This is a genomic window from uncultured Methanobrevibacter sp. (assembly GCF_902771435.1).
GTDB lineage: Archaea > Methanobacteriota > Methanobacteria > Methanobacteriales > Methanobacteriaceae > Methanocatella.
The window spans coordinates 67,207-88,020 of the sequence record NZ_CACXXB010000001.1; the positions used below are offsets into that span (position 1 = coordinate 67,207).

The 20,814-nt window shown below is 34.3% G+C and carries 19 protein-coding genes; 5 read left to right on the top strand and 14 right to left on the bottom strand.

From position 1 onward, the window contains the following. Window positions 1-1,317: a GMC family oxidoreductase N-terminal domain-containing protein gene (locus QZU83_RS00385; RefSeq protein ID WP_295608974.1), complete on the bottom strand. Its 1,317-nt coding sequence runs from the start codon at window positions 1,315-1,317 to the stop codon at window positions 1-3. A 368-nt stretch (window positions 1,318-1,685) separates the two neighbouring features. Here QZU83_RS00385 and larE point away from each other — a divergent pair, with 368 nt between their 5' ends. Together larE and QZU83_RS00395 are read left to right on the top strand one after the other, a co-directional pair. Continuing rightward, on the top strand, window positions 1,686-2,693 hold the full coding sequence (gene larE, locus QZU83_RS00390) for an ATP-dependent sacrificial sulfur transferase LarE (RefSeq protein ID WP_295608975.1): 1,008 nt from the start codon (window positions 1,686-1,688) through the stop codon (window positions 2,691-2,693). Window positions 2,694-2,702: 9 nt separating this feature from the next. Then, entirely contained in the window at window positions 2,703-3,458 is a 756-nt protein-coding gene (locus tag QZU83_RS00395) for a HesA/MoeB/ThiF family protein (protein ID WP_295608976.1), read from the top strand. Between the two features lie 5 nt (window positions 3,459-3,463). On the opposite strand, the gene fdhD is transcribed toward QZU83_RS00395, so the two are convergent. The 5 genes from fdhD to QZU83_RS00420 all read right to left on the bottom strand — a co-directional run bounded on the left by fdhD (window position 3,464) and on the right by QZU83_RS00420 (window position 8,942). Next, window positions 3,464-4,294, bottom strand: a complete 831-nt coding sequence (gene fdhD, locus QZU83_RS00400) for a formate dehydrogenase accessory sulfurtransferase FdhD (protein ID WP_295608977.1) — start codon at window positions 4,292-4,294, stop codon at window positions 3,464-3,466. A gap of 1 nt (window position 4,295) precedes the next feature. Beyond that, on the bottom strand, window positions 4,296-5,684 hold the full coding sequence (locus QZU83_RS00405; protein WP_295608978.1) for a glutamate--cysteine ligase: 1,389 nt from the start codon (window positions 5,682-5,684) through the stop codon (window positions 4,296-4,298). A gap of 11 nt (window positions 5,685-5,695) precedes the next feature. Further along, a complete protein-coding gene (locus QZU83_RS00410) occupies window positions 5,696-7,090 on the bottom strand; it encodes a hypothetical protein (RefSeq protein WP_295608979.1) in 1,395 nt (464 codons plus the stop codon). Next, complete coding sequence (locus QZU83_RS00415) at window positions 7,083-7,898, bottom strand: class II glutamine amidotransferase (protein ID WP_366925368.1); 816 nt, start codon at window positions 7,896-7,898, stop codon at window positions 7,083-7,085. Before QZU83_RS00415 ends, QZU83_RS00410 begins: the two co-directional genes overlap by 8 nt. A gap of 105 nt (window positions 7,899-8,003) precedes the next feature. After that, window positions 8,004-8,942: an ABC transporter substrate-binding protein gene (locus QZU83_RS00420; RefSeq protein WP_295608981.1), complete on the bottom strand. Its 939-nt coding sequence runs from the start codon at window positions 8,940-8,942 to the stop codon at window positions 8,004-8,006. Between the two features lie 49 nt (window positions 8,943-8,991). On the opposite strand from QZU83_RS00420, the gene QZU83_RS00425 reads away from it, so the two are divergent. After that, window positions 8,992-9,609 (top strand): class I SAM-dependent methyltransferase, encoded by a 618-nt coding sequence (locus QZU83_RS00425; RefSeq protein WP_295608982.1) that lies wholly within the window; start codon window positions 8,992-8,994, stop codon window positions 9,607-9,609. Window positions 9,610-9,621: 12 nt separating this feature from the next. On the opposite strand, the gene QZU83_RS00430 is transcribed toward QZU83_RS00425, so the two are convergent. The 8 genes from QZU83_RS00430 to QZU83_RS00465 form a co-directional block, all read right to left on the bottom strand. After that, window positions 9,622-12,084 (bottom strand): ATP-binding cassette domain-containing protein, encoded by a 2,463-nt coding sequence (locus tag QZU83_RS00430; RefSeq protein ID WP_295608983.1) that lies wholly within the window; start codon window positions 12,082-12,084, stop codon window positions 9,622-9,624. A gap of 57 nt (window positions 12,085-12,141) precedes the next feature. Beyond that, window positions 12,142-12,696: a hypothetical protein gene (locus tag QZU83_RS00435; protein ID WP_295608984.1), complete on the bottom strand. Its 555-nt coding sequence runs from the start codon at window positions 12,694-12,696 to the stop codon at window positions 12,142-12,144. 88 nt (window positions 12,697-12,784) lie between these two features. Continuing rightward, window positions 12,785-13,342 (bottom strand): YdeI family protein, encoded by a 558-nt coding sequence (locus QZU83_RS00440; RefSeq protein WP_295608985.1) that lies wholly within the window; start codon window positions 13,340-13,342, stop codon window positions 12,785-12,787. A 48-nt stretch (window positions 13,343-13,390) separates the two neighbouring features. Continuing rightward, complete coding sequence (locus QZU83_RS00445) at window positions 13,391-14,410, bottom strand: adenylosuccinate synthetase (protein ID WP_295608986.1); 1,020 nt, start codon at window positions 14,408-14,410, stop codon at window positions 13,391-13,393. A gap of 329 nt (window positions 14,411-14,739) precedes the next feature. Then, window positions 14,740-15,333 (bottom strand): hypothetical protein, encoded by a 594-nt coding sequence (locus tag QZU83_RS00450; RefSeq protein WP_295608987.1) that lies wholly within the window; start codon window positions 15,331-15,333, stop codon window positions 14,740-14,742. A 1-nt stretch (window position 15,334) separates the two neighbouring features. After that, complete coding sequence (locus QZU83_RS00455) at window positions 15,335-15,925, bottom strand: DUF6891 domain-containing protein (protein ID WP_295608988.1); 591 nt, start codon at window positions 15,923-15,925, stop codon at window positions 15,335-15,337. Window positions 15,926-15,930: 5 nt separating this feature from the next. Then, complete coding sequence (locus tag QZU83_RS00460) at window positions 15,931-16,626, bottom strand: DUF6882 domain-containing protein (protein WP_394350252.1); 696 nt, start codon at window positions 16,624-16,626, stop codon at window positions 15,931-15,933. 9 nt (window positions 16,627-16,635) lie between these two features. After that, window positions 16,636-17,871, bottom strand: a complete 1,236-nt coding sequence (locus tag QZU83_RS00465) for an LL-diaminopimelate aminotransferase (protein ID WP_295608990.1) — start codon at window positions 17,869-17,871, stop codon at window positions 16,636-16,638. A 310-nt stretch (window positions 17,872-18,181) separates the two neighbouring features. Here QZU83_RS00465 and QZU83_RS00470 point away from each other — a divergent pair, with 310 nt between their 5' ends. After that, window positions 18,182-19,930, top strand: coding sequence for a hypothetical protein (locus QZU83_RS00470; RefSeq protein ID WP_295608991.1), 1,749 nt, complete (start codon window positions 18,182-18,184; stop codon window positions 19,928-19,930). 297 nt (window positions 19,931-20,227) lie between these two features. After that, window positions 20,228-20,689 (top strand): LPXTG cell wall anchor domain-containing protein, encoded by a 462-nt coding sequence (locus tag QZU83_RS00475; RefSeq protein ID WP_295608992.1) that lies wholly within the window; start codon window positions 20,228-20,230, stop codon window positions 20,687-20,689. Window positions 20,690-20,814 lie beyond the last annotated feature (125 nt).

The window sequence follows — 20,814 nt, forward strand, 5'->3', positions numbered from 1 at the left end:
TTAAATTTTTTGATTAACGATTTTTGCTACTTTTTTAGCTATTGCAACTATTGTCAATATTGGAGGCCTTCCGGGAGCCTCAGGAATTACGCTTGCATCACAAACAAACAGTCCACTGATTTCACTTTCAAAATTGTTATCGACGACCTCGCCAACCGCTGCAGTTCCGCCTGGATGAGCTCCCTTAAGGGAAGTTTCTACGATGGATTCTGAAGGAACTCCCAATTTCAATAGAATATCAATGGCTTTTTTATATCCTTCCTTAATCAGGTCAACGTCAACCTTTGTTAGGGTTTTTTCAATATTTCCATCATTGTCAATTGTTCCTATGCAGGTATCAGCAAATTTAAGCATCAGCCCTATGACATCCTTTTCAGTGGCTTCAATACCTTTTTTCTTCATTAACGGCAGCAGCTGCATTGAATAATGGGGTGACAAAAAATATGGACCGAATTCAGCTTTTACACCCATCATCAGTTCATTCTTTAAATTTGCATCTTTAAGATAACCTCCAATGGTTGTGAATATGTCGAAAAATATCTGGTTTCCAACGTTTTGGATTCCGGAATTCTTCAAAATGATTGGGGTATTGAGTGCACCTGCACTAATAATGACTTTTTTTGCCTTGAAAATCTGCTTTTCATTATGTGAATTTAATGCTGCAACGCCAATGACCTGATTGTGTTCATGCAATACTTCAAAAACATTCATATCCTCAATTAAATCCGCACCATATTCCAAAGCTTCATCAATGAAATATGTGCCGTCCCATTTTGCATCAAAAATACATCCGTTGACACATTTTCCGCACAATGTGCATTTTTCAAAATTGATGAATTTCGGCATTGGTTCGACAACGTATCCCAATTCCTGACCTGCCTGTGCAATTAGCTGCGTTGAGTGTCCCCACAGTTTTTTAGGGAAGTATCTTACATTCAGCTCACCGCTTGCTTCAAGAAGCTCTTCGAAGATGTTGAGATTCTTGTCTTCAAACTGCTGCATTATGGAGTTTGAATAACATCCGCTGCATGAAAAGCATGCATTGCCTATTGAGGAGGTTGTTGTTCCTCCAATCTCTTCGATATTCGTCAATTCCAAAGGCAATGTTAAAAATTCATAGTCCGCCCTATCCTTTTCGCTCAGATTATTTTTCAAGCAAATCCTTTTGGTTTTCACATGATTTACATAACTGCCCTGCCTTTGCCTGCATCCCTTCTCAAGAATCAGAACTTTTCTGCCATTCAAGGCCAAGTCTTTTGCTACCGTTGATCCGCCGGCACCGGTTCCGACAACAATTACATCATAAATATTTAACACCACCAAAAAATTAACAATTGTTATATTATTTTGAGGCAATATAAATCTTTCTATAAAACAATTTAAAAAATTTTTAAAAAAATAAAATACTGTTTAAAATTGTCATTTCAAATTTAAGTATAATCAAATTTTAAGCTCAAAAAAATATAAAAACATTTATATAATATATTGAACTATGTGTATTTATGGAAAAAAATAACTATTGTTATATAGTTATATTTTCGAAGGGATTTGCTTTTTCCATAAACAGGTTTTACAAACCATTGTTTTTTAGTCTCCAAAACTAAATATTATGAAAAACATAAATATATGATGAGTTTAACAATTTCTTAAACTCATCTCAGAACAATATGAGTTAATGGGATAAAATGATTATTGAAGATAAAATTAATATTGTAAAAGACATTTTAAAAGATAAAAAAATAGCTATCGGTTTTTCTGGAGGTGCAGATTCAACATTGATGGCATATTTATCTTCAAAAGTTGCCTCAGATACACTAGCAGTTACAATTGACAATCATTTATTTCCAAAAGGTTTCATTGAACATGCAAAAAGCATGACACAATCATTTGGAATATCTCATGAGATTATTGACATCAATTTTTACAGTGATGAAGAGTTCTTGTCCAATCTGCCCAGCAGATGCTATACCTGTAGGAACCTAATGTATACTCAGATAAAGCAATTGGCACTTGAGAAAGGCTTTGATTTTATTTGTGACGGCAACAACATTAGTGATCTTGTCAATGACAGACCTGGGATACTCATAACCTATAAAAATAATTTTAAAACACCATTGATTGAAGCCAAATTAACTTCAAAGGAAATCCATGAGTATCTAAACAGAAACAACATTCCATATTCAAGGTCAACCACATGTCTTGCTACAAGGATTCCTACCAATACTCGAACCACACATGAAAAAATTGAAAGAATTGGTGAGAGCGAAGACTATATTTCAGCAAACACCAACTGTGAAATTGTTAAAGTTAGAGATTTTGGAGAACTTAGTGTAGTTGAAGTTGATAATGTAAATGAAATTTTATCTGACAACAAATATAATCAAATCAATGATGAATTAAAAAGGCAAGGCTTTAAGAAAGTTGCATTAAATTTATCACAAATTGATGATGATGAAAGCATCAGCATTGACTATGATGAAGGTTCATTCATATATCAACTCCCATTCACAATAAACCTTGAAAATACAAAAAGACAAACAGAAAATATAATTTCTGATGATGAAGAAAAAATAGAATTAGACAAGATAACCATTTTTGAAAGTGGATTAATAAAAGGTCATGATTTGGAAAGTTATGAACTTGCACTGGACAAATTTATGGAAACATTACCAAAACTAAGGAGAAACATTTAGGTGAAAAACATGCCAACAAGATATATAGGCGACGGATACTGGGAAATAGCTTCCCGTCAAATGAGCATTGTAACAAGAAGCGAACAACAAAGATTTAAAGATGCAAAAATAACAGTCATTGGCTGTGGCGGAATCGGTGGAGAAACCATCGAAATGCTTGCAAGAATGGGAATTGGAGAGCTGGTTTTAGTCGATAAAGATGCATTTGACCTATCCAACCTAAATAGACAAACTTTAGCATCACTAACAGATTTAGGCCTTGACAAAAGCGCTGTTGCAGCTGAAAAAGTCAGATTAATTAATCCGTACGTTAAAGTCACCACATTCAATGAACATGTAGACCAGACAAACATCGACAAAGTGATTGGGGACTCCAATATCGTAATCGACGCACTCGACAACGTATTGACAAGAGTAATCGTCTCAAGAAAAGCTAAAGAAAAAGGAATTGCATACATCCACGGAGCAATTCACGGAACAATGGGACAGATTACAGTATTCTTACCGAATAGTGACAAAACCTATGAAGAAATGTTCAACCTGCCTTCAATTGGAAAAGAATTGAATGATGAAACAATTGAAGCTTTAAAAAATGTTACTTCAGGTGTGCCGCCGGTTATTGGACCTACACCTAATTTAATCGGATGTTTAGAAGCATTTGAAGCTTATAAAATAATAACTGGAGTCGGAAAAGTTACCGTAGCTCCAAAAATATTAACATTTGATTTATTAGACTTAAGTTCATTTTCATTAGATGAACTTTAATTTTTCTATTTTTCCAAATCTACACGTTCGGGAGCTGTAAAAATAGTGAATCTATTGCCCCTTACAAAACCAACCATCGTGATATTGCCTGCGCGAGCCACATCAATACCGGATGATGCAGGTGCGGCATTTGAAATGATAATCGGAATTCCAACCCTTATTACCTTTATAAGCATATCTGCAGGCATTCTTCCACTATATGAAATATAACATTTTGAAAAGTCATATCCCTCTTTTGCGGCAGCGCCGATTACCTTATCAACGGCAACATGGCGGCTTACGTCTTCACGGATGATAATGTTATCCTCAAATTTTAATTGAGCAACATGAACTCCTGCCGTTTTCTGCCATATCTTTGCCTCATCAGTCAGGTGTTCGATATCCTTGATAATTTGAGTTGCGTTAATCTTCAAATCTGAATTGTTGGGCTCTATTGTCTTTAGCTCAGATCTTATTCCTCCTGCATTATCGGAATTTACTCCCTGATATTCAAGCAGTCTGCAAACACATGCATGTTCACAGTTTCCCTTCCTCTCCTGAACAATGCCTTCCTGTTCCAAATCCTCTTCAGGATCGTGGTTAAGGTTTGTTGACACCAAAACATTTGTTCCGTCCAATGTGATTGATTTGATGTCTGAGTAATCCTTGATCAGGCCTTCACCAAGACAATATCCAACGGCAAAATCCTTCAAATCAATGGGATATGTTGAAAATTTACGTGGAGGCAGATAATCAATAAACAAATATGTATATTCGTCATCCACACTGTTTTCCTTAATTGTCTGGTATTCACCATCAATCCATTGGATTACATCAGTTTGTCTTAAAAATTCCATATTATTTACCTGCCAAAGCAATATTTACATATTTTCTGAGTTCCTCACTTTCATCGACATCCATATTTTCAACATTATGAATGCTGGTCTTTTTATTATTCTTGGATAAGATTATGTGAGTGTTAATGTAGCCGTTTTCCTTAATCAGCTTAAGAAGTCTTTTACCGTAAGTCAAATCAGGATTTGAGATTCGGTTAAGCATTAAACTTAATGTATGAAACTCATCAAATCCCAGAACTTCGCACATTCCATACATTTCATTTATAATTTCGGCAGCCCAGCTTTTGAGAGTCACTTCACGACCGTCCCTTATCAATCTCATTGAATCGACATAGGCATTTTCGGCAGTGTTTTCCTCATTTATCTTGGCTTCCCTCTGCCAGTCCGCATAATCGGATTCATCCTTAATAAACATGTAAATTAAAAACAAATGCAGGAATTTCATGTCATGCTTTACAAGGCCGCACTGATAAAACGGATTAATGTCAAGTGTCCTTATCTCGATATATTCAATTCCGTCATTTACCAGACTGTTTAACAGATTTTTAGGATTTTTAGGCTTCAATCTGATTTGAGTATACAGCTCTTTTGCTTCAGACAAATCCCCATTTTCAATGAATCCATTAACGTCACGGGCAAATTCCTCAACAGAATCATAGGAAGGGCACAGTTCCTTTAAATTTTTATATCCGCAGGACGCATTTCTAAATGAAGGCCCTCTTGTTGAATAATAGCTGCCGTAATCATCCTTAGCATCCATCAAATGGATACAATCATTGGAAAATGTTTTATGGGATCCTATTGAACATCCTGTCAAATAGATTATCAGCCAGCAGTACCTTAGGTAATTCCTTGCAATTTTGAGATAAACATTGTCCTTAAACTCTTTGAAGGTCAAATCCGTGCCTTCCATTTCATATAATTTTTTTATGAATTCCTCAGTAAATGAAAAGTTGAAATGGACACCGGAAATCATCTGTTTTTTAACACCATACTTTTTAGCCAAATCTTCACGGTATTTTTGTGATGCTTCACCCTCTTCGGAGTATTGGGCTATTGGAATCTTGTCCCAATATGGCAGGATACATGGTATTGACTGAAACCAAAGGTATTCATCGTCAGAAAGAGACGAATTCACCAAATCAGCCAACAGAGAAAATGTATCAAAAGCCTTATCGATAGTGTTGAAAGTTGGAGTTATTATTTCAATTTGGCTTTCAGAAAAATCAGTGGTAATCAAGGGATTTGTCAGTTTATCACCAAATACTTCAGGATGGGGCGTTAATGATAGCTCACCATCACCTTTTGCCCTTAAAGATTCCCATTCTATTCCAAATGAACCAGCCAATATTTCATCTGAAGATAATTTTGATAAATTCAATAAATTCATTTCCATCCCCTTCAATCACCTAATTTACCATATTCCTCGATAACATCCTCTATTTTAGTATTATTATTTAACAATGTTATTATATTTTTTCCAGGATTAACATGGTATTTGATACGTTCATACAAAGGTTTTAAAAATATCTCCTCACCGATTCCCCGTTCTTCAAGACCTGCTGATGCCAAATCGACAACATCCTTTGTGAGCTTACACAATCCCTCCTTATCGACGAATGCGGGAAGCTCATCCTGAATCAATAGCTTTCTGAGTTCACCGGCAGTATATCCTTTATGGTAAATTACCTCATCACTTGATATTAGCTCGTTCAATTCATCCAGATTATCTTTTAGACCCAAATGAAATGCTGCAACAGACATTGAATCCTTAATCGGTTGTGTGCACACACTTCTAAACTCAACTGTGCCTCTGAAAGTCAAATTAATAAATTTAAATGGCCTTAAATATTTTATATCGTTAATTAAAGGCTTAACTTCTATTTTCTTATACTCCCCATTGGAATATATTTCACCGCAAACATAATCCTGGTTAAAATAATCCAGGACATTCATTGACGGAAAGTTGATATATGCTCCGTCACGCATTACACAGTAAATATTCATGGATTCAAGATATGACTGCAAATCATTCAAATCCTTAAAATCAACGTCATACATTCCGATGTTGTGAGGATTAACACCATGTGTCGAATATTCCCACAATGCATCTCTAAAGCAGGTTACATGCTTATTCTTATCAATCAAAACTGAATTTGAAAACAGCAATGCCTTAATCGGCTCTATTTTTGAAAATACATTTATGGTTTTGACCAGATCATCCTTATAGACATCCAGCTGAACCTGTGAAGCCGAAGAAAACATTCCATATTCGGGATACTCATGGAAATGCATAGGAATATCCTCATAATTGCTAAATGATTTCAAATGATGATAAAGCATGAGATATCTCTCTGAAGGAATAGGCTGATTTTCATTGTATTTCCTATATGGATTGATTCCCATTCCAGTCAATGTATGATTATATTCTTCAAAGGATTGCTTTACAAATGAATAATATTCACTGAATCGTTCGTTAATAGAGAACAGGTCCTTTTCACGACCCATTGCAAACTCAATGTTGTTATAAGAACAGTCATAACAGACAATATCATCTGTTTTAGGATTTTTTAGTGCAAATATATTGCCGTCATAGTCTATTCCATTATTTTGAAACTCAGGATATTGCTTTTGAAATTCATGAGTGATTTTATGAACAACATCAAAATCAACAGCTTTTTTATCAAGATTGATGATTGGAATTTCTATTTCAACACCTATGAAATTCTTCTTTTGATTTGTAGGCTTTATAAACTCCTCGTACAATTTGTCTCTTATAATTTCCTCATCAACCATTAGCTTCATCCCTATTCAGTGATTTTAAAAAGTCTTCCATTGCTTTTTCATGTTCTTCTGTCAATACATATTCATTTTCATGTTCTTCACTTTCAAAAATGATGTTTCCATCAATCAGGCCGAACAACTTATTTAATTCGACGGGTTTCCAATTTTCATCATCATTCAAAGGGGTTGTAGCAACCATAAACCCCTCATCATTTTTTAGATAATAAAGTGAATTCCTCATGTTGGAGTGGATATAAGTTAAGTCCCCATCGTAAATCATCAGGTTAAGTTTGTTATTCTTGGATAAGTCTTTTACAATTTCATTTAATATATTAAATCTTTCCTTTATTGTTGACAATGCACCTTTTGACTTTTCAAATTCGTTAATTTTATCAATAATATATAGTAATATTCGCTCAGAATCAGTGTCGCCATTTTCTTTCTCCGTGTATTCATCAAGCTTTGGATAATCAAATATGGTACCATTATGAATCAGCATCCATGATCGGTTATTATCATCAGCTTCGGTAAAGGGGTGACAATTGGGAGATATAATTTCACCGACAGTGGCCAACCTGATATGAGCGAATACATTTTTTCCGACAACAGGATTGGACAATATATCCTTTAAGTGTTGACTACATGTTGCTTTTACAGGTTCTTTATCAATAACAAATTCATTTGATTGCATATTAGCTAATCCCCATCCATGTGGATGTTCTTCAGAGTGATTATAAAAACATTGCAGACATTCATTAACTTGTTTTGGCGTATTTGAATTAAAACAAAAAATTTCACACATATATTGCCCTCCTTTCATCGGTTATCATAACAAACATATTATGATAACAATTGTTATATTTTTTATGATATTTAAATATTTTCAAAAAACAGTACGAAAAAAAGAAAAAAGGAAAAGATAAAATCAATTATCTTGCCAGAAAATTTTATCTTCTGAAATAGGTTTCTTTAACACACCTAAATCCACTTCCAAATTCATGAAGTCCATTACATCCTTTTTATAGGTATCATTTAAACCTGAAATTAATGGGAAACCTTTAAGAGCTTTCTTTTCAACTTCAACGTCTTTCACAATATCTGCAGGTAATAAACCTGCAGCTTCATCAGTGTTATTGTTAACAAAAGCAGTTGCATTTTCATGAATCTCTAAAATGGTCTTGGTTTCGTTTTCATGATTTTTAATGAAATCATCTGAAGCCACTACAACACAGCACGGATGATTCGGTAAAATTTCAGATGAATTAACCAATACTCTTGCGCCACTTTCCTCAGCAATAGTTACATAAGGCTCAAAAGTAATCATACCATCAATCCTATTGGTTTTCAATGCATCATTCATTGAAGGCACTTTCATTGCTGAAACCTTTAAATCATCAATTGACATGCCATTTTCCTTTAAATAATATTTAAGTAACATGTGTTGAATTGAAGCATCCCCCGGAGTGGCTATTTTTTTGCCTGCGAGATCTGAAACTGATTGAATTTCTGAGTTTTTAGCTACAACAATACCGCTACCCTCTGTTTGAGCAGCAGAAATAACTTTAACGGGAACCCCTTTTTCAATAGAGGACAATACAGGAGTAATTCCAACATAACCAACATCAACATCACCACTGGCCATGGCAGTCATCAAGTCACCACCATTGTTGAATTGAACCAGTTTTGTGTTGATTCCATTTTCAGCAAATTTACCTTGTGCATCAGCTACAAACAATGCAGCATCATGGTCTGAAGGCAGATATCCAATTGTTACTGTGTCATTAGCACCACCCATGAGGAAATATCCTCCAATGGCAACAATAGCTACAACAGCAACAATAATTGCAATAATTTTATTATCCATTAAATCACCAATTATAAATATATAACAAAATTAATTAAAGGTTTTGATTATGGTAGCTGAAAAAATAGACCAATGCATGAAACCACATGGTGAGGAAGGCATTCAGACAATCGAAAACATGAATGTAAACCACAAAGAGATCTCCAAATTCGCATTTGAATGTGTCACTTTTAATGAAAATGCCAAAATCATTGATATCGGCTGCGGAGGGGGAGTCAATATTGAAAAATTCCTTAAACTAACCTCCGGAAATGTGGATGGTTTGGATTATTCTGAAGTTTCAGTCTCTGAAAGCATCAAAAGAAATTCAGAATCAGTCGAAAATGGACGGTGCAATGTCATTCAAGCAGACGTCAGCAATATGCCTATTAAAAATGAAAGTTATGATTTAGTGAGTGCATTTGAAACCATATATTTCTGGCCAAACATCACTGAGACATTCAAAGAAGTATTTCGGATCATCAAACCTCACGGACAGTTCATGATAGCACAAGGAACCGATGGAAATCACCCTGATGATGAAAAATGGTTAGCTACCGTAGAAGGAATGAGCGTTTATACCGCCCCGGAATTAAAAAAATATCTGCTTAATGCGGGTTTTAAAAGTGTTAAAAGCCCTGTTAAGGAAAATGAGCATATTTTAGTTGTTATTGCTCAAAAAGATTAACAGCATTATAAGTCATTGAAATTCTTTTTGAATCAAATATTTGGCAGTTAAACTGTTTTTGGACTTGAGAACATCATCCAAACTGCCGTTTGCCAATATTTCCCCACCATTATAGTTTCCGTCAATGCCGATGTCAATTATATAGTCCGCATTGGCTATCAAATCCAAATCATGTTCAATAACAATGACGGTTGCTCCCCTATCTATCAAATTATCAAACACATCGATTAATACCTTGACATCCAAAGGATGAAGGCCTATTGTTGGCTCATCAAAAATGAACACGGAATTTTTCTGGGATTTGCCGATTTCAGATGCCAGCTTTAACCTTTGTGCCTCCCCTCCGGATAAACTTGGAGTGGCTTCTCCCAAAGTCAGGTAACCCAATCCCAAATCTGACAGCTTTTGTAATTTGCCCGTAACCTTTTTAAGTTCAAACAGCTCTTCCAGAGCCTCATCAACAGTTAATGACATGATGTTTGCAAGAGATAGGCCATTGTATTTGGTTTTTTCAATATCATTATTGTATCTTGAGCCCTCACAGTCCGGACATGTCATCTCAACATCAGGTAAAAACTGCACGTCCATGCTCACGCTACCTGTCCCGTTACATGTCTCACATCTCAATTTACCCGTATTATAGGAAAAATCTGCAGTCTTATATTCATCTGAGAGTTTTGAAAATTCTCGCCTCAAATCATCCAGGACCTTTGAGTAGGTTGCAACAGTACTCCTTACATTTTTTCCAATCGGAACGCTGTCAATCAGATCAATCTTTCTAATGTCTCCACAATCCAAATCCCTAATTTCTTCAGGCAAATCCTCGCCGTTAATGTAAGATTTGATTGCCGGATAAAGCGCTTCCAGAAGCAGTGTTGTTTTTCCACTTCCAGACACACCACACACAGCAGTTAATTTACCTTTGGGTATTTTAACATCCATCTCCTTAACATTATGAATTTCAGAGGTTTTTATTCTAATCTCACCATTTTCAAAAATATCTCCTGATTTGTCACGGATAATTATCTTTTCGGAATTTGTTAAAAACGGAGCGATTTGTGAGTTTGAATTTGCCTTGATTTCTTCCAAGGACCCTTTTGCAATAACATTTCCTCCGTCGGCACCTGCAGTTGGTCCAAGCTCAATCATATAATCTGCAATGCTTAGGATTTTTGTGTCGTGGTCCACCAGAATAATTGAATTTCCATCTTCAATCAATCTTCTAATAACAGAAATCAGTCCTTCAACATTGTTTGGATGCAGACCTATTGACGGTTCATCGAGAACGTACAGTACTCCTGTAGTATGGTTTTTTAGGGTTTTTGCAAGCTGAACCCTTTGAAGTTCACCTGTAGATAATGTGTTAGAAGGCCTGTCAAGTGAAATGTAGCTCAAACCCAAATCCAGCAAAATGTTTGCATTGTCCATGAATTCCCCCACAATAGCTTCAGCCATCTCTTTAACCTCATCAGGCAGTTGAGCAATGACCTCGGGAATCCATAAAACCAATTCCTGCAGGTTCATCCTGCAAGCTTCAGCCAAATTAATTCCGCCTAAAAGAGTTTTACGGGCTTTTGAGTTTAGTCTTGTGCCATTGCAGTCGCTGCAAACTTTAGTTGTTAAAAATTTATTGATTTTGGTTAATCCCTTTTCTGTTTTGGCATTTTTTAAAGCCTCTTCAATTGCACGATGAGCATTTCGGTATTCTGCATTCAATTCAAACAGCTTACCATTTTTAGAAGGAATATTGATGTATTTTTTAACTGACTGTCCGTTATAGACAATGTCCTTTTCCTCATCAGTCAAATCCTTAAATGGAACGTCCAATCTAACGCCCAGCTCTCCTGCTACATGATACATCCATGAGATTCCAAATTGGTTCCAGGCATCAACCGCTCCATTTTCCAGAGTTTTTGTCTCATCTGACACCAATTTGGAACTGTCCACATCCCTTACAAATCCTGTTCCGCTGCAAGTGGGACATGCTCCATCTGAATTGAACGCGTATTCTTCAGCGCCAAGACCATAGAATTCCACACCGCATTCACTGCAGACAATTGGAATTTCACGGGCCACATTTAAAGTAGGTTCATTTAAATGACCATTAGGACAGGTGTAGCTGCCGCATCGTGAATATAATAATCTTAAAGAGTTTAAAAGTTCGGTTGATGTTCCGAATGTACTTCTGACATTTGGAATGTTAGGCCTTTGACTTAATGCAAGTGCCGCCGGAACATACTGGATTGAATCTACCTTTGCCTTTTCAACCTGAGATATTCTTCTTCTAGTATAAGTTGAAAGTGCATCCAGATATCTCCTTGAACCTTCAGAATATAATACTCCAAGAGCCAGGGATGATTTTCCTGATCCTGAAACCCCACTAATTGCTACAATTTTGCCTAATGGAATGTCAATGTCAATGTTTTTTAAGTTATGAACTCTGGCTCCTCGAATTATTATCATGTCTTGATACATGATTTAATATTTGCTTTTTGAAAGTATAATAGTTTTGTTGAAAAAAATAGGAGATGACTAATAGCCTTCACTTTCAAAGTGATTTTGAATTTTCTGGTAAAATTCCTCACTGGTAAAGCCAAAATCATTATTGAATGACTTATATGCCAAATTACAATCATTGCTTAAATTAAATCTAAAGTCAGGGCATTTGCTGAATAATTTTTGAAAACAATCTTTGGAAAACTCAGGCAACGGCACATCTTCAAAAGGAACTTTATCAAAAACCATTGTCATAGCGATTGCAAAAACAGTATACTGGAGAACGGAGGCATAAGCATCATAACATCTGCCATAGCCCAGATTAACATCAAAATAAATCATGAAATTAAGCATTACATGGGAAATCCAAATTATTGAATTTGGCTCATATTTTTCCAACTGCAAATCTACAAATTTAAAAAGCAAATCTTCCATGCCAATACCGTCATTGTCCTGGCAGAACTCAACAAACTCTTTAAAAGAATAATTTGTCAAGTATTTAAGATAAGCATCCTTTATTTGCTCATCACATGAATATTTCTCAATATTTTTTATATCTTTGCGCCTTAATTTTTTTGGATAGGAAAACATAAGAAATCATTTATTTAAAATTTTTAACTAAATAAACTTCTATAAAAAATAATTTATAAATTTTTACCAGTCGTGCCAAATACCATGACTAAAGTCTGCCATAATCATTCCAATTTCCAGGAGTCTTGCCTTCCTTGGTGTTTTTAATGAAATTATTCAACATCTTTTTAAAGACATCCTCATTTTTTCTTTCCTTTTGGATGCTGGCTATCTTAACTCGTTTATACAACTCCGGAAAACCTGAAAAGTTCATCCAAACTTCATCATCAAATTTCAAAGCCGTCAAAACATCCTCATCAATTGTGAATTTCTCATCCAAATCCGGAAGAATTTCAAAACCTGAGGGCATCATCAAATCATTTCGAATCAGCCATCGGCAACGTTCCTTGTTAAGTTCACTCCAATGAGAATTTTTTCGCCTTGGAGAAAACCTTTGCATCCTGACGCCGTCAATTAATCCATAAGTGGAATCAATCCATCCGAAACTTAATGCAGCATAAACAGCATCAATATATGAAAAAACGCCCTTTATTGGCTTTCCTCTTTTACATTCAACCCAGCATTCCTTTTGTGAAGAATGATTGTGATATAACCAGTTTCTAAATTCATCACTGGTGCTGCAGTTCAAAATGTTTTCAGGTTCCATGTGATTAAATATATGCACGCTTAAAAAAAAAAGTATAAAAAAGTTATTTTACAATAACTCTTTTCTTAAATCGATTGTATCTTTTAAATCCGGTCCGGTAGAGATGATTGTTACCGGAACACCAGTTTCTGTTTGAATATCTTCAATGAAAGCTTTGGTCTCAGCTGAAAGTTCACTGTAGTCCTGTACACGTGCGCAATCGAATAACCTGTCGACACATGTTAATGCAATTTGAGTTGCACCATTGATTCTGCAGGATTCCTTTGCAAGTTCCATATCAAAGTGACCTATTCTTCTGCGCCTTCCAGTTACGACACCATATTCCTCAAGGCCTTTGCTTTCAGCTTCTTCTTGGGTCATTTCTGTTGGGAATGGCCCTTCTCCAACACGTGAAATATATGCCTTGAATACATTGATGACTTCATCTATTTTAGTTGGACCAACACCAACATCCGCTGCAAATGTGGACGCTGTTGTGTCTTTACTAGTTACAAATGGATAAGATCCGTAATAAAGTGAAAGAGCAAAACCTTGGGACCCTTCAATAAATACGTCTTCACCATTGTTAATAGCTTCATTAACTTCTAAAGATACATCTGTAAGGTATTCTTCAAGTTCCGGAATATCACGGGCCAAATCAATTGATCTCATTACTCTATCAGAGTTGGCAGGTCCGCAACCGGAACCTGTACTTCCAATCTTTTTGGACAAATGTTCTGATTTTTTATCTCGGGATATGTGGTCCTCGTTAATTATTGCACATCTAGGGTCAACACACATCCTTTCCTTTACATTATATTTTTTCAAGTCTTCGAATTCTTTAAATAATACATCCGGATTCACTAAAACTCCAGCTCCAATCATGAGTTTAGCACCAGTATGTACAAAGCCTGATGGGGTTAATCTTAAACCATATTTTTCCCCGTTGAATTCAACAGAGTGCCCTGCATTTGGCCCGACTCCTGCACGAGCAATAATATCTGGTTTATCAGCATCACAAAGGTAGGTAATGCATTTGCCCTTACCTTCATCTCCCCATGCTCCACCAACTAAAATACTACAAGTCATCTAATAACTCCTTTAAATTAATAAAATTGAAAATTTGTTAATTTTCCATAACACTATTACTATATCATTCATAATTAAAAAGTTTTTCTAAATTAAAAACTATTTACATATATCATATATTTAATAGGCAATTGGAACAATTGGCCAAAAGACCACATTACGAAAATTATGAAGCAAGAGCATGGAAAACGACAGTTATGAAGTTTTGAAAAATGATGCAAGTTTAATTCAAAAAATAATTGATAATATTAATAGATATTGAAAAAAAGTTAATTAAAATATCTATTAAACTAATTTTTTTGACATTGAAAATAAAAATAGAAATAAAATTATTTATTAGGATATCTCAACGGATGATTTTCACACATCGGATCTTTAATAATGTTTCTTTTCAGATGATATTTTAAAAAGTAAAGCATCCATTGGTTAGACAATTCCCTAAGAGATGCATCATCCAATTTTTCATGATTAGTAAAGAAATCCATCTGGTCTCCGCCAACGGCAATAGCAATTTCATCTGTTTCAACCAGCATGAAAAAGTCATTGCGAATATTGTGAATGTCAAAATCTTCAACAACAGATATAGTTTTTTCCTTTTTATAATTATAGAAAAATTTGTTGAGATACTCAAAATCAACGAATTTTATGTCTTTGACTTTGAATGAAACTTCTTCACTCAACAGCTGATCTTTGAAATTATATTTAGCCAAAAATTCAATGTCCCAAATATTATTATAAAAAGCGGTAATAAATGAATCAACTGCAAAACGAACAGTAAGAGAAAAGTCCTCACGCTCATTAGGAACACCAAGTTCAACATCCCTGAATTCAATATATATCGAATCCTGAGCTATTTCTATAGAAGTCCATTTCCCTGAGTTAATAATTACGTCACGAATTAATTTTAGTGATCTGATATTCATTTTAACACCTATCTTTTATAAAAATATCATATGCTCCTTCAATTTCATATTCCTTATCTTCATCAAATGATTTATCCCATTTAAAAGGGTTCAATTCAATTTGACAGTTAACAGTTTCATCCCAAACGATGGAAAATCCTTCTGATTTTAAAGCATCGGCAACAGTTTTACCAATTTCCAATGCCTTAACTTCACTATTTTCAAAGTCTCCAAATGTGATTTTTAAATTTTCTTCTTCAATAGCTTCTTCCACATCTTCAAATGTATAAAAACAAAATCCTTCTGCTTTGAATTTATTATTCAAAAGATGAACATTGAGTTCGAAAGCATCTACAACTCCCTCTTCAATATCATATCCGCAATTGTGGATTGCTACAATATCCCTTTTGGCCAAGCCATTGAATGCATTTTCAAGTTTGTTAAAATTAATGCCACTGAAATTATTTAAAGAAATATTGAATCTGGAAAAGTCAATATCCTCTTCAATGAACTGATCCTCCAATATTTCTATAATTTCATCAACACTAAAAAATCCAGATTTAGTGAGCATGTCAATTAAATAATCTATCTCTTCAACTAAATCCTGATCCATATTACCTAATCCTCTTCCAAAAGCATTTGAATATGAGTTACATTTCCTCTTTCAGTAAAACCTACAATAATTCTGCTTTCGCCAATTTTAGCAACGGCAAAATCATCATGAGGTTTGTATATGTAACCCTTAAGTTTTGTATAGCTTTCAAATGCAATTTTAGGATATATCTTGAAATTCTTCTGGAAAATTGCAAAACTGTTCCTGAATCTTTGAACGGAATTATTTTCCTCAACCAAATCAGATTCGATTGCAACAAAAATGGCTAAACCCTCTTCAGATACCGCATAGTATCCGTCCAGGTTTAAAATTGAAACTGTTGTCATTGCTAGGGCATGACAGTCATTAATGTCTACATTAATTACTGGAGTATTAAATTCCGGAATGTTGAATTCATCACCGATAGCCTTCATTTGGCGGGCTGACTGGATTAGCTTATCTTCAAATCCGATGGATTCATTATCCCATGCCCAGGACCATTGCCTTTGGTCCTGTGAGAAAAATCCCAAAATTTGAATAGGCAATTCAATATCATCAAAGGAAATTATTCCTTTTTCCAAATCCAAATCGCCCGGAGTTTCTCCAATTAAATCCGCCAAGTTTTCCTGTTTGTCAAGTGCAAGTGCACCATATTTAGATAAAACTACTTTAAATGAGTCTCCCTCTTCAATCTGTACTGGCTTTTCAAATTTCGCTTTCAAATTAAACACCTAAAATTCTAATTTAGAAATTCTGTCCATAGCTTCTTTAGTATTTTCTAAAGTATTGAATGCAGTGAGTCTTAAATAACCTTCCCCACTAGGACCGAATCCAGAACCTGGAGTTCCAATCACATTAGCTTCATTTAATAATAAATCAAAGAATGCCCAGGAATCCATGTCATTTGGAGTTTTTACCCAAATATAAGGGGAGCTTACTCCTCCATAAACTTCAAGTCCAATGTCAGTTAAACTTTCCCTAATGATTTTTGCATTTGCCATGTAATAATCAACTACATCTCTGATTTGTTTTTGGCCTTCAGGAGAGTAAGTTGCTTCTGCTGCTCTTTGTACAGGATAGGATGCACCATTGAATTTAGTGGTTTGTCTTCTGTTCCATAACGGATTGATTTCCACTTCATTACCTTGACTGTCATATCCTTTCAGTTCTTTTGGAACAACAGTGTATGCGCAACGGGTTCCAGTAAACCCTGCAGTTTTGGAAAAGCTCTTAAATTCAATTGCAACTTCTTTTGCACCTTCAATTTCATATATGGTATGAGGAACATTATCTTCATTTATAAATACTTCATAAGCTGCATCAAACAATATAATGGCATCATTTTCTTTTGCATAATCAACAAATACTTTTAACTGATCTTTTGTGAGAGTTGTACCTGTCGGATTGTTTGGATAACATAAATAAATAATATCCACAGGTTCAGATGGAAGTTCTGGTACAAATCCGTTTTCTGAGTTACATTTAAGGTATGTTAACCCTTCATACATGCCATCGTCACCCATTTCTCCGGTTCTTCCAGCCATAACATTGGTATCAACATATACTGTATAAACAGGGTCTGTAACGGCAATCTTGTTATCTATTCCGAATATTTCCTGAATATTACCAGTATCACATTTGGCACCATCGCTGATGAATACTTCAGAAAGGTCAAGGTCGACACCATATTTGTTATAATCATTTTTAATAATGGCTTCAGCCAAAAAGTCATAACCTTGTTCAGGACCATATCCCATGAAAGTTTCCGCATTGCCCATCTCATCAACAGCATCTCTAAATGCGCTAACAACTGCAGGTACTAACGGTTTGGTTACATCTCCGATACCCATTTTAATAATTTCGGCATCAGGATTTGCTTTTGTAAATTCTGCTTCTCTTCTTGCAACTTCAACAAAAAGATAACTGCTTTTTAATTTAAGATAGTTTTCATTAATTTTAACAACCATGATTAATTCCTCATAAATATTAATCTAATATATATTTTATTTTCTGAATATATAAATATGAATGATGAAAAAAAATCTTAATTTTTAATAAGAAATGAAAAAAATAATACATTAAAAATAAATTAACTAAAAAACAATTATTTTTTAAAATTCTGAATTTAAAGCTGAAATTAACTAAATTAAACAAATTGCATATGCTGATTAGAAATTAAACAGACATGAGAAAAAATCAAAAAATATATGAAAATATTTAAATTAATGATTTTACATACATATATTACAATATAAACTAGGAATTGAGTTGGGAAAAATGAACGGTTTAACTATATTACTTTGGATAACAATATTCATAATAGGTGTAATTGCCATAATTGCGGTTAAATTACATTATAAAGGATCTGAATTAGAAAAAGACGAAACATCAATATTACCTACAGATAAAATTGATGATATAATATCATATGGTCAGAATAAAGTATTTAATAGTAATGAAACTCCTGAAAAAGAATTTACCCAATCAAATCCTGAAAATGATATTTTTGCAATTGAAGACACATATCAAGATGATAGTTATATCGAACATTCAATTGAAGAAGTCCCTCAAGACGAAACTTATATAGAACCTACAATTGAAGAAGTCTATCAAGATGAAGCTTATATTGAACCAACAATTGAAGATAACTCTTATAAAAATATTGAGTATGAATCTCCAAATCAAGTACTTATTAACTATGGAAATGAAGTTGAAAAATTCCAGGAACCAATGACTGAAAAACAGGTTGAAATTATGACTCCAGATAACGAAAAACATGAATTAAAAGACTTATTTACTATTGATGAACTTATCAAAGAATCTAAAAGAAAAGACAGTGAAAGGGAAAAAGAATCCCAGCAAATTAATAAAGATGATGATACTGAATTAACTGAACTTAAAGAAAGCATCAGGAAAAGAAAAGACAACGAGGAAGTTGAAGACCAACTCATTGAAGAAATTTTAGCTGATGAAGAAATAAGTGAACTTCTAACTAACGATGAAAAAGAACCTGAAACAGAAGAACCAACAATACAACAAATCATCGAAGAAAAACCAACAGAAGAAGAACCAACAATACAACAAATCATCGAAGAAAAACCAACAGAAGAAGAACCAACAATACAACAAATCATCGAAGAAAAACCAACAGAAGAAGAAACTGTCCAAGAGGTTTTAGAAGTTGGTGAAGAAAAAGAAGAAACAATTGAAGAAGCAATTGTATCTCCAATCGAAGAGGAAACCCCATCAGTTGCATCACAGAAAGATATTGCTGAGGCAATTGACAACGCATCTCATGAAATTGAAGAAAAAGAAATTGAAAGCATTTCAGAAAGTGAAAATATCACAGATGCACTATTAAATTCCGAAGAGGAAATAAAAGAACCTGTACTAAAAACACCAACTAAAATCGATGCATCTAAAAAAGATGAAATTAGTGGATTCGATAGTAATAACCAAATCGAATCAACCGAAGAAAACGATCTTGATTACAGAAAGGATTTAGCTAAAATCACCAATACCATTAAAAGCTCAAAATTATTCAAAGAGGTTAAAGATAAAATAACCGGTGAACCTGAACCTGAAGTTGATCCTTTAGCAGATATTCAAGAGTCATACATCAGAAACGTTAATGACTATGATGAATATGATGAATATGCTCCAATCATCAATGAAACACACGACGAATTTGGAGAAATCTACGAACCTGAATATGAACCAGATTATGACCAAGCAATTAGAGAAGAAAACACACGCAAATTAATGAATAATGTCAGAACTATTCCAGAACCTGAAGTAGCTGAGCCAAAAATTACTCCTATAAAATCCAAACCATCCAGAGACAATATTAAGATACAAATTGGTAATGCAGATATTGTTCTTAAAAAAGGAGATGAAATCATATTTAGACATGATGGAGAAACTTACTCCAGTCAAGTTTATGGAATTAATGGTGATGACATTTCTGTGAGATACAGAGGTAAAAACATTACTATTAAACCAGAAGATGTAAAAAAGGTATACTAATATCTTTTTTACCAAACACCACATTCAACCAACCATACCAAAAATCACAAAAATATTTTTTTGAATCCCATATTTACATTATTATTTTTAACAATGAACTAATTAAACTCATTTAATTAGAATAAAAACAATTTATAATGTTTTATTTTTTATTTAAAGATGCAAGTGAGCACTTACATTCGAAAAACTTTATATATGAACTTATTTATATAGTTACTTGTGCAATGAAGAGTTAATTCGAAATTACATAACTAATTTCCAATTAACTCCTCACATAAAATTTACAATGGTGATAACATGGAACTCAAAACAAAATTATTCGCAATTCTTGCAATCTTCTGCGTATTATGCTCTGCATGCGCAGTATGTGCAGCTGATGATGCCAGTGCAATGTCAGCTGATGATGGTATTTTTATAGACGGAAGCAGTCATGATGGACATGACGGTGCAATCATTCCACCTGACAACACTCACGATGAAGCAGGACATGCTGCAGGTATGGATCCTTACTTAGACGGAAGTCAAGACGGCCACAACGGTACAATAATTCCTCCTGATGCAGCTCACAATGAAGCAGCAATGAACCAAACCAACTCTACTCATGCTGCAGGAAGCGATGATGTTGCAAACGCAACAGGAAACGCAACCAACAACACAATTGCTCACAACAATTTACCTGCAACAGGTAATCCAATTCTTGCTTTATTAGCAATTACTGCTGTTCTAGGTGGGGCAACTTACATTACAAGAAAAAAATAGGCAATTAATGCCTATTTTATTTACTTTTTTTACATTAACGACACTATCTGAAAATTTCAGCTAATTTTTATGTGGAAAGTATTCCATATTGCAATAACAATATTCAAAAAAAAGGAAAAAAAAGA